Genomic DNA, 26,831 nt, shown 5'->3' with positions numbered 1-26,831 from the left:
TCAAAGTGGATGTTAGTAGTTATTCATTATTCGTTCTAGCCTTGTCTCGCCTTTTCATTGCATCGTATGGAAAGTTAAGGAGCATCAGGCCAAGCCCTATGATCATCGTGATCCACGGGTACAAGAGCGGATACAAAGGCGACGGGTAGTAATAGCCCGGCGGCAAGTAATAATGAATCGGTCCGCTAAAGCTTTCGGTAATCAATTGGGTTTGCAGCTTGGATTTGCTGTCGAAGGTGAACAGTTGTTGTGAAACGGTGCCGTCTTTTTGGACCGCGATGAGCTTGAATTCCCGCTCTTCGATGGGAACATAGCCGGGCATCACTTCGCCATCGCCGTGCGAGCGCATATCATAGCCATTCCGGAGAATCACGACCGCGAAGAAATCCTTGCCCGTGAATTTGTCTTCGACGGTCCAATACGTGATCGCATCATTATAGCGGTCGAGACCTTCGATGGGGAGTCCTGCGTATTTCTGCAATTGGACCGGATAGTCTTCGAGTGTCTCGATCGTTTCGCCATTGACGGTGATGCGGATGTCACTCGAATAGACCAAATCGTCCCACGCATTCAAATACGGCTCACCGATTGTGACGGTCAAGGCGCGGATGATGTTCCCGTGATAATCGGCATCATTCGGCGGCCTTGTGTAATCGGCCCGGAACGCGTTCAGCTCGTTGATGTCGTAACGCATATTCATTTCGGTTCGGTAAGCGATTTCCATGAGCATCGGCGTGATGGACGGAAGCGACATCATGACGAGGATAACGCCGAAAATCAGTCGTTTGCGTTTATTTGACATGATGGAAAGATCCTTTCGGTAAAGGCGTGAAATTTGTGATGGGTATGTATAAATGCCTATAAAAGAGTATAACAGGTTACTTTGGAGATGAGCGTAGATAATTGAACAGAAGATGGTTTATATTTTAATAAGTGGGAAAATATAAGTTCTTGGGTAATGTAGTTGAGTAAAAACTATAGGAATAAAGATATGAAAATTACTGATTTTCATAGATAGTTACTGTATAATGGTCCTTACTGTTTGGGAAATCGCTCTTGTCGGGATGGTCATTTCCCGGTGAGAGGAAGGGCGTGTTTGTTTGAAGACTTTATTTAGAACGACGTTTATCATCCTGGTGGCGGTTGGGGTGCTCGGTGGGGCAGGCAATTACGCGTATAACAGCTTTACGGCGCCGGATGAAGAGGAAATTTCCCAAGCGGCGGAACAAGCGAGCGAACAGCTCGCGCAAGGGGAAGATACACAAGCGCCGAAATCCGGTGCAACGTCGGCTGCAATCGGGATGGAAGAAGGCCGTTTCCAGACAATGCTGCACCAGATGACGCATCAGAAAATCGAAGCGAGCAAAAAAGTCGGCGCGATCGAAATGACGCCCGAGCGAATCGATGAGATGTTGAAGATCGCCCACGCGAATGAAAACATCTACGAACATTATGAGTTTTACGAGAAAACTTTAACGGCGTGGGAACAAGGTGACTTCTCCAATTCGGTCGACGTTCACAATACCATTTGGGATTGGCATAACGGCACCGTGGGACGCGCGATAGGCTTGATGACGCCCGAGCAGGAAGCGGAGTTCGTGGAGCGTCATTTCAGATAAGCGCAAGTTCGCTAGAAGGGGTTTGCAGTTCAGTTCCTTTATATGATTGAATATGAAAAAGCTGTCGCCATTTTTACATGGCGGCAGCTTTTTCATATTTATTGCTTAGTAGAGTCCGAACGCCTGCAAGCCGATTTCGGCAAGTTTCGCTTGTCCGGCGACGGTCGGGTGGATGTCACCCGGCAATACGTAGATCGCTTGGTTATTGCCGAATGCTGCGTCCGCATCGGCTAGATAGACGCCAGGTGTAGAGAACGCGAGTCCAGCGAATGCAGCATTGATTTGCAGCAAGATCGGGTCTGCGACATAGTGGAGCGGGTCAGTAAGTTGGAACGGGTTGTAGACATTGTATAACACAATCGGCGAATCGGTCAGCGAGCGGATTTCTGCTAAAGTTTGCGCGATATTGGAGAACACGTCGCTCGTCGCGAGTTTTTGCTGCAGAAGCTGTTGGAACAGCAATTGATTGCCGCCGCTTTCAGCCGCTGCTTCTCTTAAAATAGCCAGCAGGTCGTTGCTGCCGATCGTTACCGTGACGTAGTCCGAGTGGATCAAGGCTTGTCGGTATTTCTGGTCGCTTTGCAAAGTGCTCAATAGCTGATCCGATTGCCAACCCGGAACGCCTAGATTGCGCACACGCAAATCGCTGAGCTTGCCGATCAAATAAGGATAGCTAGTCTTCGCGGGATTTTTATTCGTCTGGCCTAAGTTAAAGCCGAACGGAATCGAATCACCGACCGCGACGAGCGACTCTTTGGCGTTGTCGCTCTTGGCAAAAGCAGCAGGAGACGTCATCATGCTGACTATCATCACTGCAACAATGAGCTTGATTAGCTTTTTCATAAAAAACCTCCCTTTCTTGTCTTTACTGTATAGTATAAAGATAATAGTTCGAATATTCTATCATTTTTGATGGTAATCGATTGTTTTGCGTAAATAGTCAGAGGGCTATTGAGGAATCTGTCGAGCGATAGAGAAGAAGGGCTAGAGTGATAGATGCCAGACAAAAGGAGTAGCTGTGATGAACGAGAAACGGATGCCTGTTGTCATCAGGGGCGTGATGGGCTTGATAGCGGGACTGATCGTCGGCGGATTTATCGGCCTGGTGGTTGGCGGCACGTTTTTGGGTGGTTTTGATATTTATGACACCACCGGGATAGAAGGCTATGAGTTGGCCGCTTATGTCGGTGCTGTCATCGGTGCGATCGCAGGAGCTGCATTTGGAGTGAAGTTTGTAAGCTCTCGCCGTGGCGGCGATCAATAACAACAAAAGTCTTGGATTCTTTTACGGAGTTTGAGGCTTTTAGTGATGGGATTGGTTATGCGTCCCTGTGCAAGACACAATTTAACCGTGCTTGGATTTGTTTTATAGATAAAAAAAGCTGTCACCCTCAAAGGCGACAGCTTTTTATTGTTGTAAAGCCTTGTGACAGGCACAACTTATTGCATGATAAAGTTAATTACCATACGTGCTTAATTGATCGCGAAGTGTTCGGCTGATGACGCCGGTGCCGCCAAAGATGGTATAGGCGTTATAGTCAGGCAGTTGTTTCGCTGTCGCTGACGGAATGCTATCTCTTTGTACGAGAAGAATTGGCGCGTCATTTTTGGCGGCTAGGACCGATCCTGCAAGTGCATCCGGGAAATTTAAGCCCGTAGCGATAAATGCTTTGTCAGTGCCCATTTTCAGTTTGCTGTTAACTTGAAGCCCTGTATCGTAGCGGTTTGCGCCACCGTAGCGCACCGGGTTTGGCAAAGCATTAAATACGGTTTGTCCGACCGCTCCTGTACTGCCGATAACATGTGTTTTCGTGGTCGATGCGAGAGCGGCTTCGGTTTCGGCGGGCAATTTGTCTGTCCGCGTCAACAAAATCGGGATGCCGTTTTTAGAGGCGTAAGCCGAAACCGACAACACATCCGGGAAGTTGAAGCCGTATGCGACCACGGCCTCTTTTGAAACGAGGCGCTGCGCGATCAAGGCCGCTGTATCAAAGCGGTTTTTGCCGCCGATTCGTTCGATTTCGATGCCCATTCGTTGGAGTTCTTTTTCGACTTCCACAGATACAGCGCTTTGGCTGCCAAGGACGATCGCTTTTTTCGGTTTCAAGCGCTCGATTTCTGTTTTGGTTTCGTGCGGCAATTTTTCAGGGCGCGTCAATAGAATTGGCGCGTCTTCTTGATATGCCAATGGGCCGCCGGAAAGCGCGTCCGGGAAATCGCCGGAAGTGGCAAGAACTACTGTGTCGGCAATTTTCCATCCTGCTTTGGAGATAGCGACCGCTGTGTCGAAGCGGTTGGTTCCGGAGATACGTGCTGTCGGCTTCGTTGGTTCGGCTGCGCTTTCTTTGAAGATGTAAATCGTTTCATCTCCGTAGCCGTATAGGTTAGAGCCATCTGATTTTAACTGGTCAAAATACTTAGTGTCGATTGTCTCCAGCAAATTGCCTTTGGAGTCATAGACGCTTAATGTGTTGCCCACATATTCCCTGCGTCCCCAATTATGATCATATAAATAACGGCCGACAGCATTTCCGCTGACAGTGAATACTTTACCGGAATTCGTGGTTGCCATAGCGAAGATATATTCATCATCGAATACTTTTTCAAACTGCAGGTTGCCATTCATATCAAATTTCTTGAAAGTGGAAAAAGCGTATTCTTCATACACGCCAGCATGGCGTTTGTAATAATAAAACCCATCCTCTACAAACTTCCAGTCCGTTTGGTCATGGACAAAGACACCATCAACAAAATATTTGTCCTTTAGTTGCTTGATGGCTGGCGTCTCGGTGATGAAAGTCATCTTCAAATTGCCTTTATCATCATAAAAAGTATAGGTGTCTTCCGGTTCGTTACTTTCGTGCAAGCCCAATTGATTGAGGCCTAACCAACTAAACACATTCATGTTCAAAGGCTTTTCATATTTTACAGCGCCTGTGTCTGCATTGAAGGCGGTCACTATGCTGGCCCTGCTGGTGCTGTCATTTCTTCCTTCTACATAGATGGTGTCATCTTCTAATGCCCAAATAAAGCCGTCTACATAAGTGGTTGTCAGTGGTTTTGTCCAGATGCTTTTGCGTGTCGGCAAGTCGAATGCTTGAATGCTTTTTTGGTCCTGCACCACCAACTTATCACCTTGGATTCTCGCTGCTTTCATGCCGCGGACTCCTGCGGAGAGAATCACGGAACCGTTCATATCCCACACTGTATAGCCGGTGTTAGTGCGCACTAACAAGTAGTCGGAGCTGATGCTCATTCGCGTGTCTCTTCGGTAGCCCGTGTATATCGTGCGGATCAATTCTCCGGTAAGGGTTGAATAGTACTTCATGTCTCCGGAAGTCCTGCTAATGATAATGATCCTGTTTTCAGAGATGGCATGAGTCGCATCATGCTGGTCAGGAATCTGCCAGTTCAATTCGCCTGATTTGTTATAGGCTTTTACGCGAAGGTAACCGCTGCCTGTTTCTTCTGAAGCGATGATTTGATCGTGGAACGCTTCCAGCCTAAAATTATTTCCCCCTGCTGGGATCTCGACTATTTCCATAAAGGTGTTCTTTGCAGCCTGTGCTCCATTGGTGTCCAGTGGCAGCACAAAAGCGGACAACAATACAGCTGTAACAATCATTAAACGTGAAAATTTGTTCATCTTTTTCTCCTCTTTCTTGGCGAATGTATCTGGTTTTCAAAGTGAATCGTTTATAGGATGAATTTACCTTTCAACTTATTAACTTTCCATATTTTTGAAAGTTCCTACATAATAATAATCGATTGCTCATCATAAATACATCTTTATTTTAGAATTCGGGTTATTTTTTTGATTGTTTGATTGGACTTAAAGAAAGGGGCGAAAACGTAGTTTCAAACGATTTATAGAAGCCTGTATATCATATCTCTGCTCCTACAGGAAGTGGCTTATGGCGTATGCGATTGTTTTCTGGATATATGGTTGTTTTTCCCTATTTCTTTAATCATTTGGAGGAAGTTTCTTATTTCGCGTTTAAAGGCAGGAGTGGAGGGAAATATTTCATATCTTGAAATATTATAGGGGGAAAGCAATTGGAACGGTTTTTGCAGGGGATAGCTGAGTTTTCAGCATGGTTATGGGGAATCCCGCTCATCACAATGCTATTGGTTTCTGGACTTTTTATGACGTTTAAATTGGGATTTTTTCAATTTCGCTATTTCGGCTATATCCTCGGGCAAACATTCGGCAGTGTCTTTAAAAAGCCGAAGGGAGAAGGAACGGTCACGCCATTCCAGGCACTGACCTCGTCGCTGTCTTCGACGATCGGGGCCGCCAACATCGTCGGCGTTCCGGCGGCGATCATGTTCGGCGGGCCTGGCGCGATTTTCTGGATGTGGGTCATTGCACTCATCGGCATGGCGCTTAAATTCGCGGAAAGCGTGCTGGCGGTCGAGTACCGCGAGAAAAACGCAAACGGCGAGTTTGTCGGCGGGCCGATGTATTATATGACGAAAGGCTTGAACATGAAATGGCTCGGGATTTGGTTCTCGTTCGCGTTGATGATCGAATTGATCCCGAGCATCATGGTGCAAGGGAATTCCATCGCCAGCACCGTCGAAGCGACGTTCAATGTACCGGCACTTTGGACGGGCATCATCACGGCGGTTCTCGTGTCGATTGTCGTCTTCGGTGGCATTCAGCGCATCGGCAAAGTGACCGAGATTTTTGTGCCATTTATGGCGTTGTTTTATGTCGGCGGCGCGTTTGTCATTTTGCTGATGAATGTCAGTGCCATTCCGCAATTCTTTATGCTGGTGTTCAGCAACGCCTTCTCGCCGGCACCTGTGATGGGTGGATTTGCAGGGGCAGCGATCGTTGAAGTCATCCGCTGGGGCTTTGCACGCGGGTTGTATTCCAACGAAGCCGGGCTCGGGACGGCACCGATCGCACACGCAGCGGCGACGACCGATCATCCGGTTCGTCAAGGATTCTGGGCAGTCGTCGGCATCGTCGTCGATACGCTCGTCGTCTGTACGGCGACAGCGTTTGTCATTTTGTCTTCCGGCGTATGGATGGAAGACGGCGCCATGGAAAATTCGTCTGCGCTGACGAGCTTGGCGTTTGAAGCGTATTTCGGTGACTTCGGTGCGATTCTCGTAACGATTGCGCTGATCTTCTTCGTATTGTCGACGATTTTGGTCGTCATCTTCTACGGCGCCAAACAAGCGGAGTTCTTATTCGGCTTGAAAGCGGCGCACGGCATGCAAGTGGTATACATAGCGGCGGTCATCTTGGGAGCAGTTGGTGCGGCAGAAGTGATCTGGGGCTTCCTGGACATTATGCTCGCGGCAATTCTCATCCCGAACATTATCGCCATCTTGTTGTTGAGAAACAAAGTGAAAGAGTTGACTGTCGAGTTTTTCACGGCGGATCCGTATTATAAGAAAGATATGAAAGAGAAACGGTTGAAGAAAAAGAGGAAAGCGGCGAGAGAAGGGTACGAGTCGTAGTTGTCCCTGTGCACGACACAATTCGAGTGGCAAGATCTTCAAAAAGGCCATGAACTCATTTGAGTTCATGGCCTTTTTATGCATTGTAGATGTTGTGGGTTTTTGTTCGATGTCCCTGTGCATGACACAATTTATTGGCCGCGATTCGCGTCTTAGAGGGAATCTGTGTGTTGAATATCCCTGTGCGTGACACAATTCGAAAGCGTGGTCGCTTCGTTTATTTGTATCTTTATAATCTTTACCGGATAGTCATAAACGTGAAGTTCTCGGATAGAAAGATGATAAGTGACAAAAAAACTTTCAAAAAATCATTATTTCAATTTACCTTTATCAGGAAAATCTGCCAAGTGGCTTTCGAAAACTAGTGAAGTAAAAGGGTGCGGGAAAGCAGCAACCAGTGGAGATGCTAAAGTCATGCTTGCTGTTTTGGAGATGATCGAAAGGTAATGTATAAAATTAAAAAGTATATAAGAAAAACGAATTTTTATCTGAATAATAAGACTTTTTATAGAGTACTTTACATATATTGGCGTATCATATAGGTTTATTGGAGTGTTAATCGTTATACAGATGATGGTTTTGTTAATTAATTGAGGTTGGAAGTACTATTGATAGAAAAGTTCTTGTTTTCAGAAAATTATTTTGATGGCATGTGGAATAGGATAGCGGTGTGAAACATAATAGTTTTGAGCATTTTTTCCGGAACCGAGAATATAGATTCAATTAGCCAAGGGCTTACGAGAATGGGATGGTACAAAAAGTAAAGCGAGCGGGGGAATGGTTGACATGATGGACGCACACCACGCAACACCACCAGTCGAAAAGGCCGCAGAGTATGGGGTCCGTGAAGTGGCGAAAAAAGAAGGGCATTGTCGGAACGACAACAAAATGGAATCCGAAATGCATTTTGGGCCAGAATTATATATTGCCTGGCCATCGAACCGGGAAATTTCCGTTAAGCTGTCACGGGATGAGCAACAAGGGGTGAACGAGGGGGTAATTCTGCTGCCGGTTGAGGAAGTGCAGCGATTTATGCGTGCGCTGATTGAGCATCCGCTTCTGCTGCCGACAAGTTATTCACAAAGTTCGTCGGTATACGGTGGGAAACATTCACTGCAGTTGGTATCCAAAGAACCTTTCGCTGATTTTGCTGAACGCCTGTCGGATGCGCTTGGTGTGCTCGACAAGAAATGAGCGCAGCTCAAACAGCCTTTATATGGTCCAGGCGTTATAGCAGATTTCTTGCCTGATTGATAGAAGAAGATTTCAAGCCGCACGATGAATACTTGTAAGGACCAAAATCGAGGAGGATGAATCGGATGACGACAATTGTAAAAGACCAAACAACAATGGAGAGCCCGGCTAAAACCTATTTGCAAACTTATGAGGAATATATTAACGGCTATAAACAATATAAACTCGAGAAAACAACACCGCAGTGGCATGTGCCGGTGGAGAGCAAGGTTATGAAAATACAAGCGCAAGCGCAGCAATAATGTTCCTGTGCACGACACAATTCAAATGGCGCGATTCGCGTCGCGTTGGGATTTTGCTGCTCGGATGTCCCTGTGCGCCACACAATTCAATCATCAAAAAAGCCGTGAACTCAATTGAGTTCACGGCTTTTTTGGCATTATAGGCTTTTCACGTAGTCTTCAACTTCCTGGGAAGTCGCGAGTCCGAGAATGTGTTCGACTTTCGCTGACATGTCCGCTTTTGACAGGCGGCTCAGTTGCGAGCGGGCTTTCAGGATCGACGATGCGCTCATCGAAAATTCGTCCAGGCCGAGGCCGAGGAGAATCGGGATGGCGATTTCGTCTCCTGCCATCTCGCCGCACATGCCGGTCCATTTGCCTTCTTTGTGGGACGCGTCGATGACGGTCTTCACGAGGCGCAGGATGGCCGGGTTATACGGTTGGTACAGATACGATACTTTTTCGTTCATGCGGTCAGCGGCCATCGTGTACTGGATCAGATCGTTCGTGCCGATAGAGAAAAAGTCGACTTCTTTTGCGAACGTGTCGGCCATGACGGCAGTGGACGGAATTTCCACCATGATGCCTACTTCGATGGAATCGCTGACAGCGACGCCTTGTGATTCGAGTTTCGCTTGCTCTTCTTTCAGCAAGGCTTTCGCCTGGCGGAACTCATCGAGTGTGGCGATCATCGGGAACATGATCTTGAGGTTGCCGTGGACGCTTGCGCGCAGTAAGGCACGAAGCTGCGTGCGGAACATGTCCGGCATCTCAAGGCATAAGCGAATCGCGCGAAGACCTAGAAACGGATTGAGTTCTTTCGGCAAGTCCAGGTAAGACAATTCTTTATCGCCGCCGATGTCGAGTGTGCGGACGACGGTCGGCTTGCCTTCCATGCCTTTCAAGACGGCCGAATAGGCATCGAATTGTTCCTCTTCTGTTGGGAACGTGTCGCGACCCATATACAAGAATTCGGTGCGGTACAAGCCGATCGCTTCACCACCGTTGTCAAGGACGCCGGTGAGATCTTTCGGTGTGCCGATATTGGCGCCGAGTTCGACCGCGACGCCGTCTTTGGTGACGGTCGCTTCGTTTTTCAGCTTGGCCCATTCAGCTTTTTGACGGCTGTATGCTTCATGCTTTTCTTTGTATTCAGCGAGAGTCGCGTCATCCGGATCGATCAAGATGTCGCCTTGTTCGCCGTCGATGATGACAATGGTTCCGTTGTCGATTGTCGCGAGTGCCGTTTTGGCGCCGACAATCGCCGGGATTTCCAATGTGCGAGCCAAAATCGCGGAGTGGGACGTGCGTCCGCCGATATCGGTGATAAATCCTTTGATGTATTTCGGGTTGAGTTGGACCGTGTCAGAAGGTGTCAAATCGTCTGCGATGACGATCACTTCGTCGGTGATCAAACTCGGATTCTGGACTTTGACGCCAAGCAAATGGGCGAGTACGCGTGTGCTGACGTCGCGCACATCGGCAGCGCGCTCTTTCATGTATTCGTTGTCCATCGCTTCGAACATATTGATGAACATGTCCGAGGTTTCTTTCAGTGCGAACTCCGCGTTGACGCTGTCGCTGTTGATTTTGTCGGTGATCGGCCCGATTAATTCCGGATCTTCCAGCACGAGCAAATGGGCGCCAAAAATGGCCGCTTCTTTGGCACTGATCTCGGCGGCTGTTTTTTCTTTGATGATTTGCAGTTCAGCGATCGATTGCTTGACCGCGCCTTGGAAGCGTTCGATTTCCGCTTGTGCGTCGGCCACATTTTTCTTCTCTGTATTCAGTTCCGGATGTTCTAAACGGAACGCTTTGGCGATGGCAATGCCGTTCGAGGCTGCGATTCCGGAGAGGCGGTTCATCCGTTTGAGATTCCTTCTGCTTTGAGTGTTTGCTCAATTGATGCCAAGGCTTCTTCTTCGTCCGGGCCGTCAGCCGCGATCACGACATCCGATCCGGAAGGGATGCCAAGTGACATGACGCCAAGGATGGATTTCAAGTTGACTTTCTTGCCTTTGAATTCCATTGTGATATCGGATTGGAACTTAGCCAGTGAACCGACGAGTGCTGAAGCTGGACGTGCGTGCATACCTGCTGGGTCTGTGATTGTAAATGTTTTTTCTACCATTAATAATTCCTCCTCAGGATGAAGTGTATAAGTGAATTCATTCATCATTATGACATCTGACGGCCAAAAATCAAAGTGTGACAGCAGAAAGTCGACGCGCCTCTTTTAGAGTTTCCCTGTGCAAGGCACAATTCAAACCTCGCCGCGCATTCAGAACAGTTGATGCCATGCGGTTTTCACTGGAAACGGGAGGCGATTTATCCCTGTGCAAGACACAATTAACAGAAACGACAGCCTTGTCCGGAAGGCTGCGACAAAGATGGCTTTTCAAACGATTGAATGCGCTTACACATTGAGCGTATAATCTGAATTAACAAACAAAAGAGTTTTACAAATTGAATTGGAAGTTTAACGCACCGTTCTACTACGAAAAATGAAGCCAACCTGCGGATAAAACCTTACTGCTCCCACAGCGCTGCGCACTGCGTCGCAAAGGATTGACCTCGCAAGCTTCGGTCAACACCTTTCCCGCGGGAAAGCGAAGCAGGTTGGCGGAATGTGGTGAAACTTTCAATACAGGCGGAACTCTTAAGAGAGGGTGAAAAGGATGAATGGATCAAACATTAAGATGAACGTCCAGAAGTTCGGGAATTTTTTGAGTTCCATGGTAATGCCGAACATCGGCGCGTTTATCGCTTGGGGGTTAATTACGGCATTATTTATTCCGACGGGCTTTTTCCCGAATGAAGATTTCGCTTCATTAGTCGGCCCGATGATTACGTACTTGCTGCCGCTGTTGATCGGTTATACAGGTGGGCGACTCGTCCATGACCAACGCGGGGGTGTCATCGGTGCGATTGCGACGATGGGGGTTATCGTCGGGGCACCGGATACACCGATGTTCCTTGGCGCCATGATTATGGGTCCATTGGCAGCATGGGTCATCAAGCAATTCGACCGTTTGCTCGAAGGCAAGATCCGCTCTGGTTTCGAGATGCTCGTCAATAACTTTTCCGCCGGTATTCTCGGTGGTGCGCTCGCCATCTTGGCGTTCCTGTCGATCGGCCCGGCCGTCAGCGCGTTAACGCGCGTATTGGTGTCCGGCGTTGACTGGCTGCTTGAGACGGGGCTATTGCCGCTGACGAGCATATTGATCGAACCGGGGAAAATCCTGTTCCTCAATAACGCCATCAACCACGGCATTTTGACACCGCTCGGACTCGAGCAAGTGCAGCAAGCCGGTAGATCGGTATTGTTCCTGCTCGAAGCAAACCCAGGGCCTGGGCTTGGCGTCTTGTTGGCGTTCATGTTCTTCGGCAAAGGGATTGCCAAACAATCGGCACCTGGTGCGATTATCATCCAATTCTTCGGCGGGATCCACGAGATTTACTTCCCGTACGTGTTGATGAAGCCGATGCTTTTACTGGCAGTCATTTTCGGCGGCATGAGCGGCGTATTCACCCTTGTATTGATGGGCGGCGGCTTGATGGCCCCTGCATCACCAGGGAGCATATTCGCCATTACGGCCGTCACTCCGCCTGAAGGCATGGCTTATGTAGCAAACTTTACCGCAATACTCGTGGCAGCGCTTGTGTCATTCGCCATTTCCGCAATTGTGCTAAAACGCAGCAAAGATACGGAAACTGACGAAGACGTGGCAGAAGCGACAAAGAGAATGGAAGAAATGAAAGGCAAGAAAAGTTCGGTTTCCGGCGCACTCGGCGCTAGTGCTGGAGCTGTGGGTGCGGCTTCTACAGCAAGCGGCAAGTTCCCGGACGATGTCCAAAAGATCGTCTTTGCTTGCGACGCTGGCATGGGGTCGAGCGCAATGGGCGCATCACTCCTCAGTAAGAAAGTAAAAGAAGCGGGCATGCACATTAAAGTGACGAACAGCGCGATAAGTTCGATCCCGGCTGATTCGCAAATCATCATCACGCAGGACAAATTGACGCCGCGTGCGAGAGACAAACGTCCGGATGCGTACCATATTTCGGTGGACAATTTCCTCTCGAGCCCGGAATACGACCGATTGATCGAACGCATGAAGCATAATGAAACAAAAGAACAATCGGCATTGGTCGACGACAGCGAAGCGCATGCGGCAACAGGTGATGCAGGCGACGCTCCGCTCTTGACAGAAGACAATATTTTCATCAATAAACGATTCCGTAATAAAGAAGAAGCGATCCGCTTTGCCGGAGACGCACTCGTCAAGGCTGGATACGTGGAGCCGTCATATGTCGACGAAATGCTCAAGCGTGAAGAAATCACGACGACCTATATGGGCAATGACGTCGCGATTCCACACGGCACTGAAGAAGCGAAAAAAGCGGTCATCAAATCCGGCTTTACAGTCGTCCAAGTACCGGACGGCGTGGACTTTGACGGAGAGAAAGCAAAATTGATCTTCGCCATCGCCGGCAAAGACGGCACGCACCTGGAGATCCTCTCCGGCATCGCGGTCATCTGCGCTGAGCAATCGAATGTCGACGAACTCGTCGCAGCGAAATCCCCGAAAGAACTGCTCGACATCTTAAACAGCAAATAACCACCATGAAAAGGCAGGGGAAATCCTGCCTTTTTGTGCTATTTTATTTCCATTATCATTTACACTAAGAAAAAGAGCTGCAAAGGGAGTGGGTGAGGTGGGTGTTCGTCACGGTTAGGGAGAAATCCATCATCGAACTGGTTACCAGAATGTCCGCGAAACATACGGTGCATTCCCTGGCAACGTATCTGGACGTCAGTGCGCGGACCATTCAACGGGATTTGAAATCGGTGGAAAAGCTGTTGGCCGGCTTCGGCTTGGCGATTCAGCGCAATGCGGCGGATGGGCTGTATATCGAGGGCAATAACGAGCAAGTGTATCGTCTCATGCAAAGTTTAGCGTCCTCGAGCCCAGCGGAAGAAACGGCGGAAGAAAAAAAGCTGCGCTTGTTGGTCATTTTGTTGACCGAAGGCTCGTTTTTCAAAAAGCAAGTGCTGTCCAACCAACTCGGCATCAGTACGACGACACTGACGGCGTATTTGGACGAATTGACGCAGTGGCTGCGCAAGTTTTCGGTGTCGCTGTCACGTCAGCGCGGCGTCGGTGTGGAACTGGACGGGCAAGAAGCCAATAAACGCCATGCACTGGCCAATTATTTGCTCATTTATTTCTATGAAGAGCTAATCGAAAGTTTGTATGCCTTGCAGCAAGGGAAACTGCCTGAAGAGAAGATTCTGGGCTGCTTGTCGCCTCAATATTTGGCGATGGTCAACGAATTGGTCGGGGAAACGATCACCCATGAACAACTCCGTCTCGCCGACAGTGATTACACCGGCCTGGTGGTTCACATCACACTGGCACTCGAGCGAACCGAAGGCGGCTTCTTGCTCGGGCCACAGCCGGAAGTCGAACCGGGCGCTGAGCATGACGTGATCAACTCGATTTGCGAAGAGCTGACACAGCGTCTCGGTGTGTCATTGTCTGGTGCCGATATGCAGTTTCTCGCCGTCGTCTTAAAGGGATCGAAAATGCAGGCATCGAACTTGTTGTATTACGACAGCGTACTGCTCGGCAAGCTCATCAAAAACTTGATCCACGACGTGTCGACGCAGCTGCATGTCGATTTGAGCAAAGATTTCTCGCTGTATCAAGGGCTGCTCGCCCATATGGAGCCGGCGATTTTCCGGCTTAAGCAAAACATGGAAACTTTCAATCCGCTGACCGATGAGATCAAGAAAAAGTATCCGGTGTTGTTTTTGGCGGTCAAGCAAAGCTTGGAAACCGAATTTGAAGACCTCGAGTTTCCGGCTGATGAGGTCGCATTCATCGCGCTTCATTTCGGTTCCGCGTTATTGATGAACGAGGAGCGGGTGCGTATTGATGCTGTTGTTGTGTGCCCGACTGGCATCGGCACGTCGAAGATGCTCGCGAGCCGCATCCAAAAAGAATTGCCGGAAATCGATTCGGTGAAAATCTTATCGATCCACGATTTCCATGCCGCCGATTTCCGTGACTACGATTTGGTCATTTCCACGATCCGCCTGCCGGTCACCGATGTCGATTATTTGATGGTGAGCCCGCTGTTGAGCGACCAGGACATCGGCCATATCGAAAATTATTTGCAGCACAATATCGAAAAAGTGACGCGCAACAACCGCTATTTGCCGATCGGCAAGCCTGGCGATGCGGGCAAACGGAAAGACCGCCCGAACCTTCAGGCGCTGCTGCAGGAAATCAAGGAAGTGCAGCTGAGCATGGAAGCGATACTCAGGCATTTCCAAGTGTTGAAAAAACGCGGTGCGAATTATTGGCTCGTGCTGGAAGAAGTGCTGGAAGAGGCGCAGCAAAGCGGGCTGGTCACCGATGCGGAGAGCACTTTGCGTCAATTAAAAGAACGCGAAACAAAAGGCGGGCTCGGCATTCCGGGGACCAATATGGCGCTGTTTCATTGCCGCGATGCGTCGGTGCAGGAGCTGCTGTTTCAAGTGGTGCATTTGGATGCGCCGAGCCCGGTTCAAGGCATGGACGGCGGAGTGGTGCAGATGAACAATCTCTTGCTCATGCTGACGCCGCTCGATTTGACGGAACGGGAACAGGAAATCATGAGCTTGATCAGTTCGAGCCTCATTGAAAGCGAAGCGGCGATGATGATTTTCTCTTCATCGAATGAAGAGGTCATCCGCGACAAGCTGGAAGATTTGTTTTTTGATTATCTACAAAATAACTTAATGAAGGAATGAGTGTTTATGAAACAAGCGATTCATTTTGGAGCAGGCAATATCGGCAGGGGCTTTATCGGGGCGTTGTTTTCCCAATCGGACTACCACGTAAGCTTTGTCGATGTGGCGGACAACATCATCAATCATTTGAATGAACAAGGCAAGTACCGTGTGAAATTGGCGCAGGAAACCGACGAAAGCACATTGGTGGAAAATGTCTCGGGGATCAATAATATGACAAACGAGGACGCGGCTATCGCGAAGATCATGGAAGCGACGTATTTGACGACGGCAATCGGGCCCAATATTTTACCGCGGATTGCGCCGCTCATCGCGCGCGGCATTGAAGCGCGTGTCAATGCGGGTTCGGAAAAATTGTACATCATTGCCTGCGAAAACCAGATTGGCGCGACCGATATCTTGAAAGGTCATATTTTGAGCCATTTGAGCGACGAAGCGAAAGCGCAGCTGGCCGGCAAGGTCTATTTCTTCAATTCAGCGGTCGACCGCATTGTGCCGATTCAAGAAGGAGATTCACTCGATGTGTTGGTCGAGCCTTATTTTGAATGGGTCGTGGAAACGGACCTGGACATCCCGCATGTGGAAGGAATGACGACCGTCAAAGACTTGGCGCCGTTTATCGAACGCAAACTGTTCACGGTCAATACTGGACATGCGGTCATTGCGTATTTCGGCTATTTGGCCGGCAAACCAACCATCGACCAAACATTGGCCGACCCGGAAATCGAACGCGAAGTAAGAGAAACCTTGAAAGAGACGGGAGCGTATCTGGTGAAACAATACGGCTTGGATGAAGAAGAGCATCTCGCCTATATCGACAAGAACATCGAGCGCTTCAAAAATGCTTATTTGAACGACGGCGTCACGCGCGTCGGACGCGCGCCGATCCGCAAGCTCGGCCCGGAAGACCGCCTCGTGCGTCCAGCTGTGCAAGCGCAAAAAGCGGGATTGGGATATACGCATCTTGCGAAAGCGATCGCCGCGGCATTATTGTTCGATAACGCAGAAGACGAAGAAGCGGTGAAGATCCAGGACATGATCAAAAGAGGCGGGCCAGAGTCAGTCTTGAAGCAAGTGTGTGGCCTGGACGCAGACAGCGACATCGCCAGAGAAGTTGTGCGGCAGTATGAGTTGTTGTCGTAGTGTAGTACGTGTCCCTGTGCATCACACAATTTAGCGGCCGGAATTCCCGTCATGGCGGGATTTGTGTGCCCGTTCGTCCCTGTGCACCACACAATTCCAATAAAAAAACAGCCCATTCCAGCTAAGGAATGGGCTGTTTTCATATTAGCGAACGTTCATTTCGTTCGGGTGTGCGCCTTTGCGGCGATTTTGGTTCAAGCCGTCGATTTGGTTCATGTCCTCTTCGCTCAGCTCGAAGCCGAAGACGTCGAAGTTTTCTTCGATGCGGGACGGTGTGACCGATTTCGGGATGACGATTGTGTTGTTCTGCAGGTGCCAGCGCAAGACGATCTGTGCTGGGGATTTTTTGTGAGCTTCAGCGATTTGTTGTATCACTTCGTCCTGCAGCACTTCGCCGCCTTGGTCGAGCGGGCTCCACGCTTCTACGAAAATATCGTGCTGTGCGCAGAACTCTTTTAATTCGTTTTGCGCCAAGTACGGGTGGCATTCGATTTGGTTGAGCACCGGCGGTACGTCGCATTCATCCAATAGGCGCTGCAAATGCTCGGCTTCGAAGTTGCAGACGCCGATTGCTTTGACGCGGCCGTCTTTGTGGAGTTTTTCCAATGCTTTATACGTGTCGACGTATTGGTCGAATTCAGGTGTCGGCCAGTGGATGAGGTACAGGTCCACATAGTCGAGTCCGAGGCGTTCCAAACTTTCGTCAAATGCGCGCAAAGTGTTGTCATAGCCTTGGTCGGCGTTCCATACTTTCGTAGTGATGAACAGGTCTTCGCGCGGCACGTTCGTTTCTTTTAACGCTTGTCCGACGCCTGCTTCGTTTTTGTAGATCATCGCTGTATCGATCGACGTATAGCCGGTTTCAAGTGCTTTTGATACGGCAGCGGCGGCTTGGTCGTTGTCGACTTGCCAAACGCCGAATCCGAGTTGCGGCATTTCTAGTTTATTGTTCAATATTACGTGATTCATAGGTCATTCCCCTTTTCGTGTTTTAGTACAACAATTGTAAGATACCCTTCGCTTTTCAAAACTATGCGTTAATTTGCCGGTAAGTTGAAAAAAACTTCGTTTTCCGAAGGGATTTATTGTGCGTGTCCCTGTGCAAGACACAATTCCAGCCGCATCCGCAACGCAGAAAACCCGCTGTGATAAGGTTTTTCATGTCGCAGGGTGGCTGTGCGTCCCTGTGCGCCACACAATTCTGGCTGGTATTGTCGCCTATTCCGACTAGAAAAGCTGAGGGGGGTTCGGTCATCCCTTTCAAACACAAGTAAAACCGCATCCGTATGGCCTGACACAGGCGATAGGATGCGGTTTTTTTATTTTCAGCTTACAAGCAAACCGAGCAGCTGCTATTAGTTGGAAGACCAGTCGGTATGGAAACTGCCGGTTTTGTCGGTGCGCTGGTACGTATGGGCGCCGAAATAATCGCGCTGGGCTTGGATCAGGTTTGCTGGCAATGACGCGGTGCGGTAGCTGTCGTAATAAGCCAATGCGCTGGAAAACGCAGGGGCGGGAATGCCTTGCTGAATGGCCAAGGCGAGCACGTTGCGCAGCGATTGCTGGTAGTCGGCGGTTGCTTGTTGGAAGTATGGATCGACCAATAAGTTGGGCAAGCCGAGATTGTGGTCGAATGCGGTTTTGATATTGTGCAGGAATCGCGCACGGATGATGCATCCTCCGCGGAAGATCATCGCTACGTCGCCGTAAGGGATGTTCCAGCCGTACGTTTCGGAGGCGGTGCGCAATTGGACAAAGCCTTGCGCATAGGAACAAATTTTGCTCATATACAAAGCTTGACGGATCGATTCGATCATGTCGGGGGCGTCGCCTGTATAGCTTGACGCTTCGGGGCCTGCCAAGATTGTGCTGGCTGCGACCCGTTCGTCTTTCATGCTGGAATTGAAGCGCGCGAATACGGATTCTGTCACGATCGGCAAGGAAACGCCCAAATCCAATGCGTTCTGGCTCGTCCATTTGCCGGTGCCTTTCTGCTCGGCTTTATCCAAGACCAAGTCGAGGAGGGGCAATCCGGTTTCATCGTCTTGCTTGTTCAAGATGTCGGCGGTGATTTCAATCAAGTAGCTGTCGAGTTCGCCTTCGTTCCATTCTGAAAAGATGTCCGCCATTTGCTGGTTCGACAGGCCGAGTGCGTGCTTCATGATGAAATAGGCTTCGGAGATCAATTGCATGTCGCCGTATTCGATGCCGTTGTGGACCATTTTCACGTAATGGCCGGCTCCTGCAGACCCCATATACGTGCTGCAGGGCATATCGTCGACTTTTGCGGAAATGGCATCCAAAATCGGCTGGATTTGATCATAGGCATTTTTCGGTCCGCCCGGCATGATCGAAGGGCCGTAACGCGCGCCTACTTCTCCGCCGGAAATGCCGGCACCGATGAAATTCAAGCCGGCTTGTTCCAAGCGCTGTGCCCGGCGGTTGGTGTCTTCGAAAAAGGAATTGCCGCCATCGATGATGATGTCTCCCTGCTCCAGATGCGGGATGAGCGAGTCGATGACGCTGTCGGTCGTTTCGCCTGCCTTGACCATCATGAGGATTTTGCGCGGTGCTTCCAAGGAAGCGATGAATTCTTCGATGCTGTATGTGCCAACAATGCGTTGTTCTTGTCCCAGTTCTTGAGCCATTTCGTCCACCCGGTCGCTCCAATAATCATAGATCGATACCGAATAGCCATTGCTCTCCATATTAAGCGCCAAGTTTTTTCCCATTACCCCTAAGCCGAGAACGCCAATGTGCTGTTTCATGATCTGTTCACCTTCACTTTCCAATAATTGTCGAATGTCTGTTTTTTAAAAAAATATTTTCATTTGCTTATGTATAAGTTGAACGGACAGTTTTTCTTTAGCTATGCTGCAAACCCACAGTGGTCTCCGTGATTTTGCAGTATAGCTGGCACATAGTCTGCCGATCTACCTGTCCAATAAGAGCAGAAATCCACTCATATTTCGTTCAACTCATTTACGATGTGTTACCACCATTCAAGTTTGCCGGGCAATAATAACTCATTGACCACTGCGGGGCCGGTTGATCCGGCTGGATACAGATGCAATGGCAAGAGGTCTTCTTGGAAAGCTTCCAATAAAGGCTGTGTCCATTTCCACGACAGCTCGACTTCTTTCCAATCGGCAAAGAAGGTGGAGTTGCCGCGCAATGCATCGTGCAGCAGCAGTTCGTACGCTTCCGGTTGGTCGTGCGAGTCGGTGGAAAACTTGGTCCACACCGGCTTGAAGCGGTCACTTGCCGGGTCTTTCAAGTTGACGCGCAGCGAAATGCTTTCGTTCGGGCTGATTTCCAGCACCAGTAAATTGGGGGACAGTCCTTGCAAACCGTGCGAATCTTCTGCAGGGCTTTCGAATTCGATGACAATTTGCGTCGATTTCTCGTTCATGCGTTTGCCGGTGCGGATATAGAAGGGGATGCCGCGCCAAGAAGGATGATCGATCGAGATGCGGGCAGCGAAATAGGTGTCGTTTTTCGAGCTGTCATCGACTCCGGCCTCTTCTTTATAGCCAACAACGGATGTGCCTTCGATTTCGCCGGGTTCATACTGGCCGCGGACGATATGCTGGTGCGCCAGTTCTTTCATGATCGGTTCGAGCGATTCGATAATGTCCGTTTTTTGGACAGGGTCTGTCGTTTTTCTCAAGTTGACGGGCAGGTAACTGGCGGTCATCATGACGAGCTGGAGCAAATGGTTTTGGACCATATCGCGAATCGCGCCTGCTTTGTCATAATACTCCGCGCGGTCTTCTACGCCGACCGTTTCACTGGCCGTGATTTGAACATTGGAAATTTGCTGGTGGTTGAGCACCGATTCCAGCAGCGGATTGGCCCAGATCAAAGTTTTTAAGTTTTGGACCATTGGCTTGCCGAGGTAATGATCGACCCGGTAGATTTCCTCTTCAGCGAACACAGTGCTCAGCTTATGGTTCAACGCGCGCGCTGTTTCGAGATCGGTGCCGAACGGTTTTTCGACGACGAGCCGCTTCCAGCCGTCTTGCTGGCTGATGCCGCTGGCGTGGAGATTGGATGTGATGAGGTCGACCAAACCGGGAGCGACCGATAAATAGAACAGCCGGTTTTGCGGAATGCCGAGTTCGTCTTCACGTGTTTCGATTAGTTCGTGCAATCGGTCATAGGCGTCCATGTTTGTCGCATCGAATGCGCAGTAGCGAAATTTCTCCAAGAATGCTGGCAGCGAAGCGGCGTGGACGGGCCTTCTAGAATAAAGACCGAGCGATTGCTCCACTTTTGATTGAAACTCCTTATCCGACCGTTCGGCTCTTCCTAGGCCGAGTATGGAAATGGTGTCGGGCAGTTTGCCATCGAGGTAAAGATTATATAAAGCGGGAAACAATTTGCGTTGTGCCAAATCGCCTGTTGCGCCGAATAACACAAAGCTCATTTTTTGCATATGCTGTAACTCTTGCGAATGGATGGACTCATCATGGGTCGGTGAATCTGCGATCAGAGTCTGTGTGCTCATCTGTAAAATCCTCCTAGTGTGTAAATCCGGATATGTCTATGGAATGATAACCGCATCGGCTCTCATTATAAGGAACTGCAAAGGTTATCGTAAGTACGCATTTAAAATACAGTTACTGTGGAAAAGTATACTGTGGCCGGAGCGGAAACCGATGGACGGGACCGCTGCATATCCAACGCGCAGTGGGCAAGACGACTGCCATGCCGTTTCTTCGTATTTTTTCTCCATTTTTCACTTTATCACATCAAAATTGCTATGGCTTATAAAAAGATTAGTGCGATATTTCTCTGACAATTCCCATTCCGGCTGTTAGTTCGGTGGGGACGGTATACTTTTTGTCTGTATGTGATATTAAAGTGCGTACTTCACAGGAAAGACGGCAGGACTTACACTTGGGTTGAATCAAAATACGTACATGAGGAGATACACATATATGAAATTACAACTCGCATTAGATTTGGTGGACATTCCACAAGCAATCGAATTGATTAAACAAGTCGAGGACTCGATCGACATCGTCGAACTCGGCACGCCGGTCATCAACAAAGAAGGATTGAACGCCGTTCGCGAAATCAAAGCCGCGTTCCCTCACTTGGAAGTATTGGCAGACGTGAAAATCATGGACGCTGCCGCTTATGAAGTCGGCAATGCTGCAGCTGCAGGAGCGGACATCATCACGATTTTGGCACAAGCAGAAGATTCTTCCATTAAAGGCGCAGTCGAAGAGGCGAAGAAACTCGGCAAGAAAATCCTCGTCGACATGATTGCCGTCAAAGACATCGAAACGCGTGCCGCTGAGCTGGACTTGCTTGGTGCAGATTATATTTGCGTCCACACAGGCTATGATTTGCAGGCAGAAGGCAAAGATTCATTCGCAGACTTGCGCACTATCAAGAGCGTCGTGAAAAACGCGAAAACGGCGATTGCCGGCGGCATCAAATTGGAAACATTGCCGGAAGTCATCCAAGCACAGCCGGACTTGATCATTGTCGGCGGCGGCATCACGGGCAAAGACGACAAAAAGTCCGAAGCGGCGAAAATCCAAGCGCTGATTAAAGAAAGCGTCACAGTCTAATATGAACTCTTCCAGCTTTACAACGGATATTTTGGCGGAACTGTCGCACACGCTCGGCCAGGTGAGCGACGAAACAGCCGATCAATTGGTGTCCGCGATGGGGCAGGCGAACCAGATTTTTGTCGCAGGTGGCGGCCGCTCCGGCTTTATGGCGAAAGCGTTCGTCATGCGCATGATGCACATGGGCTTGAACGCCTATGTCGTCGGAGAAACGGTGACTCCGAGTCTGGAAGCGGGTGATTTGTTCATCGTCGGCTCAGGCTCTGGGGAAACCGGCAGCTTGCTCGCGATGACAGAAAAAGCCAAAACGATCGGCGCCACGGTCGCGGCCGTGACGACCAATCCGGAATCGTCCATCGGCAAGCTTGGCGATATCCACATCACCATCCCGGCGCAAGCCAAAGCGGAAGGTGCAAGCGGCAAATCCATTCAACCGATGGGTTCGCTGTTCGAACAATCGCTGCTCGTGTTATACGACGCGCTGATCTTGAGCTATATGGACAAGCACCAACTGACATCCGACACCATGTACGGCACGCACGCCAATTTGGAATAGCACGACGAAAAAGCTTGGGTCTGGATTTTAATGGACTCAAGCTTTTTTTAATGGTTTTTGGATTTAACTAGCAAAATTCAGCAATGGATATTCCGCAAAATCGCTGCGAGTAAATCTTTGCTCAACTCTCCCTGCGTTCGAGCATCGCAAATGAATGCGCTCAGCGAGGCCTCGCGTATTCATTTCCTGCGGGCGAGCGCCAAGCCTCCTCAGTCGCTGCGAAGCCCTTGTGCTCCCAGATTTACTTCGTAAATGCGTCGCAAATGAATGCGTTCAGCTAAGCTTCACTCATTCATTCCTTGCGGGGTCTCGGCTGTCTCGTCGCTACGCTGCCCCGCGGGAGTCTCCGCGATTTTACTCCATATCTTACAAGAAGTCTGCAAATCATTAGATATCAAGTATAAGTTGTCGTTCACTCTTGATTTTTTAGTAAAACGGGCAGGATAGGCTTTTCCATTGGACAATGGGGCTGCTGCCATGAGAAAGTTATGGAATGGATACTAGCATTGAAAGGATGAATCAAATGAAAATACATGATATTACAGGGGCTATCTTTGAAGGGATGGCCGTATACAAAGACAAACCCGAAAAACAGCCGAAACTGAACCAGCAAACCAATGGCTATGTGACCGAAACGCGCATGGAGCTCGATGTCCATACCGGCACCCATATCGACGCACCGCTGCACATGAAAGAAGGCGGCGACACGTTTGAATCGATTCCGCTAGAGAGCTTGGTCGGCGAGTGCAAAGTGGTGGATTTGACGAACGTGACGAACGGCATTTCGAAAGCGGACTTGGAAGGGTTCGGCCTCGAACAAGGAGATTTTGTTTTGTTTAAGACGCAAAACTCGTTTGAAGACCATTTCAATTTCGACTTTGTGTTTTTGGCACATGACGGTGCACAGTATCTCGCTGATCTGGGCGTTCGCGGCATCGGCATCGATGCGCTCGGCATCGAAAGAAGCCAAGAAGGACATCCGACACATAAAATCTTATTCGGGCAAGAAATCATCATAATAGAAGGTTTGCGATTGAAAGAAGTGGAGCAAGGCGATTACTTTATGGTCGCTGCGCCGCTGAAATTGGTCGGTACCGATGCGTCACCCGCCAGAGTCATGCTATTGGAAGGAGCAAATCTATGTACAAAATGATTGCGATCGATTTAGATGGAACGCTGCTGACGGACGAATTGACGGTGTCAGAAAACACCGTGACTGCTATCCGGAAATCGGTGGAACTCGGCGTCGTCGTGACGATTGCGACAGGAAGAATGTACCCATCCGCCCAGCGCATTGCACTCGACTTAGGTCTCGACGTACCGATGATCACTTATCAAGGGGCGCTGATCAAATCAGCCAATGGCGGTGAAGCACTTCGCCAGCGCGTTGTGCCGTATGAAATCGCGCAAAAATGCATCCACATCGCCGCTGAGAAAAACATGCACATCCAAGTGTATCAAGACGATGTGCTCTACAGCGCCGTGGAAAACGACAAGGTCAAGGCCTATTCCAAAGAGGTGGGAGTGGGCTTTGAAGTTGAATCGGATCTGCTCAAATTAGCCAAAGACGGCTTTATGAAATTGCTATTTATCGACGAGCCGGAAGCTCTCGATCTATTGCAGGACGAATTGAAGACTTTGCTTGGCGACGAGGCGTGCATCGAAAAATCTAAACTGCGCTACCTCGAAGTGACACATCCGGACGCCAACAAAGGCAGTGCCCTGCTTCACTTGGCACAACAGCTCGGCATCGACCGCTCAGAAATCATCGGCATCGGCGACAACCACAACGACGCCGAACTGGTGAAATCGGCCGGCTTCGGCATCGCTATGGGCAACGCCGTTGCGGAACTGAAAGAGCTGGCGGATTATACGAGTCTGTCGAACAATGAAGAAGGCGTGCTTCACGCCATCAATAAATTCATTTTGGAGCCGCGTGGCGCTTTGGCGGATGCGGAACGTTAACGAATAGCGTCGGCTTCAGCGAAAGCCGGACTTCGCTGCGTATGTAAGATAGATGTTTACGGAAATTAACGAAGAATGGTGGAGACCGCAATGCCCAATTTGGGAGAGAAAACATTCAATTGTGAGAAAGAATTGACCCTTTCCATCATCGGCGGCAAGTGGAAGATGCTGGTGCTCTGGCATTTAGGGAAAACCGGTACAAAGCGCTTTGGTGAGTTGAAGAAACTCATGCCGGGCATCACCCAGCGCATGCTGGTCAATCAGCTGCGCGAACTCGAAGACCACCTGATCGTCCACCGCGAAGTGTATCCGGTCGTGCCGCCCAAAGTGGAATATTCACTCACCGAGCAAGGCCAAAGCCTGATGCCGATCTTGGACTCCATGTATGACTGGGGCAAGGGGTATATGGAGCGGAACTTGGACGAGGAGAGATAATGGGGCGTTAGACTGCCATCAAGATGTTCTAGTTCGATGTGAAACAGATTGTTTATGTGATAGCTCCATAGCGGTATATGTTATTGGAAAACGTTATATCATTATGAAGGTGTTTCGATACAAAGGAATATTCTAATCATAACTTTAAGTTAAATCAAAAAGCGGACATCCACCGACTGGATGTCCGCTTTTCCTATTCAATCAATCCGACAAATTGTTCCACATTATCAAGCGTGCCTTCGACCGGAATGTCTTTGGCATTCAAATTCTGTTCTTTCACGGCGATCAAGCGCTCGAGTATGGCCGATGGGGCGAGTTCGAGTTCTTGGCGCAGCTTTTTCGTGTAGAGCAAGTCGTAATACGTGACCAAATTATAGTCCTGGCCGGTCATCGTGCCATCCGGGCGCATTTGATAGATGATGGTGTTTTCGTCGTTGACCCACCCGGTGCCGGTATGAAGCAATGCTGTGAACTGCGCTTCTGCGCTATCCAAATATTTTTCGTCGCCTAAATGGCGGAAAGCGTCGTATTGGTAGTTCATCAAGCTGAGCGCATGGTTCAGGGAAGCGTGCGTTTTTCGTTCCATATTGAAGTAATCGATCAAATAATAGCCGCTGCCTGCGGGAATGGTGTAGCCTTGATCGGCCATCTCGATGAGAAAGTCGGCGTAGACCGCTCGCTCTTCGGCGTAATCGTTATAGCCGAAATGCTTGGCACGGCTCAGTTGGCTGCGGAAGATATTGTCGTTATGGCGCGTGTCGATGTATTCAGGGCCGAAATCATAAGCGCGTTCGAGCCATGTGCTCGTGTAGTCGCTATGCCATAAGCCATCTTCATTTCGTGCGGCTTCGAGCGAGGCAAACTGGTGGCGATTGATGTTTTCCCAGATGCGTGCGGGTTGCTGTTCGAGTGCGACAGCACTGGCACGGCCGCTTTGACGGACGAGCGAGCGGACAAAGGCGTTTTCGGTTTTCGGGAAAATGGAATTGACGCCATGTGAATACAAAGTGTCCGGTGTGACCCATCGCATTTCGTCAGCAGCGACGGCATGCACATGGTGGAATAGCTGTTCATTTTCAATCAAAGAATCTTTTGACACCATAAGCCACGTGGAGAATTGTTGTTCACCGGGCTTGAACTCGATTTCGAGCTTCCAGCCTTGGTCATAGCTGACGGCAGGGGACTCACGCTGGAACTCCACGACGCGGCTCGTTTCGCCGTTGTCGTAGGTATGCGAGATATCGTTGAAATAGACGGCGGTGCCGAAAAGTGCAGAGCGGTCGCCGTTTTCGATATAGCGCAAAGTCGTCGACAAGGGGTCATCGAGTTTGCGGGCTTTCCGGTGCGGATACAGCTCCGGAACGGGGGTGTCGGCTGTATATTGAATGGCTGCCTCGCCGGCAAGCGGCAGCGCCATTGTGATCGGCTCGAAATAGCCATCTGTCTGCGCTTCGATGTAAATCATTTCGTCGCCGTTCGGGAATGTTCGGGTCGTTGCAGTTAGGTGTGCTTGTGTGCTATTGTGCGCAATTGTATACGAGGTGATGTCCTCGGTTATATCTTCGAGTTGTGTTGGTTCGGTCGCATCACCCGAGACGGTTGTGCCGTTCGAGACGATTTCGATGGTGGGATCTGTATTAAATGGCAAAAATGCAATCAAGATAAGGCCGAGAGCTGCGAATGCCAGTAACCAAATAAAGCGTTTTTTAAGCTTCAAGGAAAAATCCCTTTCTTTACATCTCTAATGGCTCTATTGTAACGAAATTGGTAGAGAAAATA

23 protein-coding genes are annotated in these 26,831 nt (G+C 49.5%); 14 read left to right on the top strand and 9 right to left on the bottom strand.

Annotation, left to right across the window (positions count from 1 at the left end):
- Positions 1–19: 19 nt before the first annotated feature.
- Positions 20–802, bottom strand: coding sequence for a hypothetical protein (locus tag ACFO5U_RS08520; RefSeq protein WP_377278407.1), 783 nt, complete (start codon positions 800–802; stop codon positions 20–22).
- 298 nt (positions 803–1,100) lie between these two features.
- Between ACFO5U_RS08520 and ACFO5U_RS08515 the strand changes: the two genes are divergently transcribed.
- Positions 1,101–1,619, top strand: coding sequence for a DUF6241 domain-containing protein (locus ACFO5U_RS08515; RefSeq protein WP_377278405.1), 519 nt, complete (start codon positions 1,101–1,103; stop codon positions 1,617–1,619).
- Between the two features lie 105 nt (positions 1,620–1,724).
- Here ACFO5U_RS08515 and ACFO5U_RS08510 read toward each other — a convergent pair whose 3' ends face one another.
- Positions 1,725–2,462 (bottom strand): SGNH/GDSL hydrolase family protein, encoded by a 738-nt coding sequence (locus tag ACFO5U_RS08510; RefSeq protein ID WP_377278403.1) that lies wholly within the window; start codon positions 2,460–2,462, stop codon positions 1,725–1,727.
- A 178-nt stretch (positions 2,463–2,640) separates the two neighbouring features.
- Here ACFO5U_RS08510 and ACFO5U_RS08505 point away from each other — a divergent pair, with 178 nt between their 5' ends.
- Entirely contained in the window at positions 2,641–2,883 is a 243-nt protein-coding gene (locus tag ACFO5U_RS08505; RefSeq protein ID WP_377278401.1) for a hypothetical protein, read from the top strand.
- A gap of 192 nt (positions 2,884–3,075) precedes the next feature.
- Here the strand turns inward: ACFO5U_RS08505 and ACFO5U_RS08500 are convergent, their stop codons facing one another.
- Positions 3,076–5,265, bottom strand: a complete 2,190-nt coding sequence (locus tag ACFO5U_RS08500) for a cell wall-binding repeat-containing protein (protein ID WP_377278400.1) — start codon at positions 5,263–5,265, stop codon at positions 3,076–3,078.
- 410 nt (positions 5,266–5,675) lie between these two features.
- Here ACFO5U_RS08500 and ACFO5U_RS08495 point away from each other — a divergent pair, with 410 nt between their 5' ends.
- The 4 genes from ACFO5U_RS08495 to ACFO5U_RS08480 all read left to right on the top strand — a co-directional run bounded on the left by ACFO5U_RS08495 (position 5,676) and on the right by ACFO5U_RS08480 (position 8,590).
- The gene (locus ACFO5U_RS08495) at positions 5,676–7,094 is read left to right on the top strand and encodes an alanine/glycine:cation symporter family protein (protein ID WP_377278398.1); all 1,419 of its coding nucleotides are present in this window, start codon (positions 5,676–5,678) and stop codon (positions 7,092–7,094) included.
- Positions 7,095–7,379: 285 nt separating this feature from the next.
- Positions 7,380–7,541 carry a hypothetical protein gene (locus ACFO5U_RS08490; RefSeq protein ID WP_377278396.1) on the top strand — a complete coding sequence of 54 codons (162 nt, stop codon included), beginning with the start codon at positions 7,380–7,382 and terminating at the stop codon, positions 7,539–7,541.
- Positions 7,542–7,880: 339 nt separating this feature from the next.
- The gene (locus ACFO5U_RS08485) at positions 7,881–8,288 is read left to right on the top strand and encodes a hypothetical protein (RefSeq protein WP_377278395.1); all 408 of its coding nucleotides are present in this window, start codon (positions 7,881–7,883) and stop codon (positions 8,286–8,288) included.
- Between the two features lie 125 nt (positions 8,289–8,413).
- Complete coding sequence (locus ACFO5U_RS08480; protein ID WP_377278393.1) at positions 8,414–8,590, top strand: hypothetical protein; 177 nt, start codon at positions 8,414–8,416, stop codon at positions 8,588–8,590.
- A 137-nt stretch (positions 8,591–8,727) separates the two neighbouring features.
- On the opposite strand, the gene ptsP is transcribed toward ACFO5U_RS08480, so the two are convergent.
- Both ptsP and ACFO5U_RS08470 read right to left on the bottom strand, forming a co-directional pair.
- Entirely contained in the window at positions 8,728–10,434 is a 1,707-nt protein-coding gene (gene ptsP, locus ACFO5U_RS08475) for a phosphoenolpyruvate--protein phosphotransferase (RefSeq protein WP_377278391.1), read from the bottom strand.
- A complete protein-coding gene (locus ACFO5U_RS08470; RefSeq protein WP_377278389.1) occupies positions 10,431–10,700 on the bottom strand; it encodes a phosphocarrier protein HPr in 270 nt (89 codons plus the stop codon). Before ACFO5U_RS08470 ends, ptsP begins: the two co-directional genes overlap by 4 nt.
- Before the next feature lie 547 nt (positions 10,701–11,247).
- On the opposite strand from ACFO5U_RS08470, the gene ACFO5U_RS08465 reads away from it, so the two are divergent.
- The 3 genes from ACFO5U_RS08465 to ACFO5U_RS08455 all read left to right on the top strand — a co-directional run bounded on the left by ACFO5U_RS08465 (position 11,248) and on the right by ACFO5U_RS08455 (position 16,511).
- Entirely contained in the window at positions 11,248–13,188 is a 1,941-nt protein-coding gene (locus ACFO5U_RS08465; RefSeq protein WP_377278387.1) for a PTS mannitol transporter subunit IICBA, read from the top strand.
- A 101-nt stretch (positions 13,189–13,289) separates the two neighbouring features.
- Positions 13,290–15,368, top strand: a complete 2,079-nt coding sequence (locus tag ACFO5U_RS08460) for a BglG family transcription antiterminator (RefSeq protein ID WP_377278385.1) — start codon at positions 13,290–13,292, stop codon at positions 15,366–15,368.
- Between the two features lie 6 nt (positions 15,369–15,374).
- A complete protein-coding gene (locus tag ACFO5U_RS08455) occupies positions 15,375–16,511 on the top strand; it encodes a mannitol-1-phosphate 5-dehydrogenase (protein WP_377278384.1) in 1,137 nt (378 codons plus the stop codon).
- Between the two features lie 144 nt (positions 16,512–16,655).
- Here ACFO5U_RS08455 and ACFO5U_RS08450 read toward each other — a convergent pair whose 3' ends face one another.
- From ACFO5U_RS08450 to zwf, 3 genes are all read right to left on the bottom strand, one after another.
- Complete coding sequence (locus tag ACFO5U_RS08450) at positions 16,656–17,480, bottom strand: aldo/keto reductase (protein WP_377278382.1); 825 nt, start codon at positions 17,478–17,480, stop codon at positions 16,656–16,658.
- A 386-nt stretch (positions 17,481–17,866) separates the two neighbouring features.
- Positions 17,867–19,282, bottom strand: coding sequence for an NADP-dependent phosphogluconate dehydrogenase (gndA, locus tag ACFO5U_RS08445; RefSeq protein WP_377279482.1), 1,416 nt, complete (start codon positions 19,280–19,282; stop codon positions 17,867–17,869).
- Positions 19,283–19,503: 221 nt separating this feature from the next.
- Positions 19,504–20,949, bottom strand: a complete 1,446-nt coding sequence (gene zwf, locus ACFO5U_RS08440) for a glucose-6-phosphate dehydrogenase (protein ID WP_377279481.1) — start codon at positions 20,947–20,949, stop codon at positions 19,504–19,506.
- 505 nt (positions 20,950–21,454) lie between these two features.
- Between zwf and hxlA the strand changes: the two genes are divergently transcribed.
- From hxlA to ACFO5U_RS08415, 5 genes are all read left to right on the top strand, one after another.
- Positions 21,455–22,096, top strand: coding sequence for a 3-hexulose-6-phosphate synthase (gene hxlA, locus ACFO5U_RS08435; RefSeq protein WP_377278380.1), 642 nt, complete (start codon positions 21,455–21,457; stop codon positions 22,094–22,096).
- A 1-nt stretch (position 22,097) separates the two neighbouring features.
- On the top strand, positions 22,098–22,652 hold the full coding sequence (hxlB, locus tag ACFO5U_RS08430; RefSeq protein WP_377278378.1) for a 6-phospho-3-hexuloisomerase: 555 nt from the start codon (positions 22,098–22,100) through the stop codon (positions 22,650–22,652).
- A 523-nt stretch (positions 22,653–23,175) separates the two neighbouring features.
- Complete coding sequence (locus ACFO5U_RS08425) at positions 23,176–23,805, top strand: cyclase family protein (protein WP_377278376.1); 630 nt, start codon at positions 23,176–23,178, stop codon at positions 23,803–23,805.
- On the top strand, positions 23,793–24,617 hold the full coding sequence (locus ACFO5U_RS08420; protein ID WP_377278374.1) for a Cof-type HAD-IIB family hydrolase: 825 nt from the start codon (positions 23,793–23,795) through the stop codon (positions 24,615–24,617). The genes ACFO5U_RS08425 and ACFO5U_RS08420 overlap by 13 nt, the downstream gene beginning before the upstream one ends.
- A 90-nt stretch (positions 24,618–24,707) precedes the next feature.
- Positions 24,708–25,052, top strand: a complete 345-nt coding sequence (locus tag ACFO5U_RS08415) for a winged helix-turn-helix transcriptional regulator (RefSeq protein ID WP_377278372.1) — start codon at positions 24,708–24,710, stop codon at positions 25,050–25,052.
- A 193-nt stretch (positions 25,053–25,245) separates the two neighbouring features.
- Here ACFO5U_RS08415 and ACFO5U_RS08410 read toward each other — a convergent pair whose 3' ends face one another.
- On the bottom strand, positions 25,246–26,769 hold the full coding sequence (locus ACFO5U_RS08410) for a hypothetical protein (protein ID WP_377278371.1): 1,524 nt from the start codon (positions 26,767–26,769) through the stop codon (positions 25,246–25,248).
- Positions 26,770–26,831 lie beyond the last annotated feature (62 nt).

Origin of the sequence: Planococcus dechangensis (genome assembly GCF_042654465.1) — a bacterium.
Classification (GTDB): domain Bacteria; phylum Bacillota; class Bacilli; order Bacillales_A; family Planococcaceae; genus Planococcus; species Planococcus dechangensis.
This window is presented reverse-complemented; position numbering and strand designations above follow the sequence as displayed.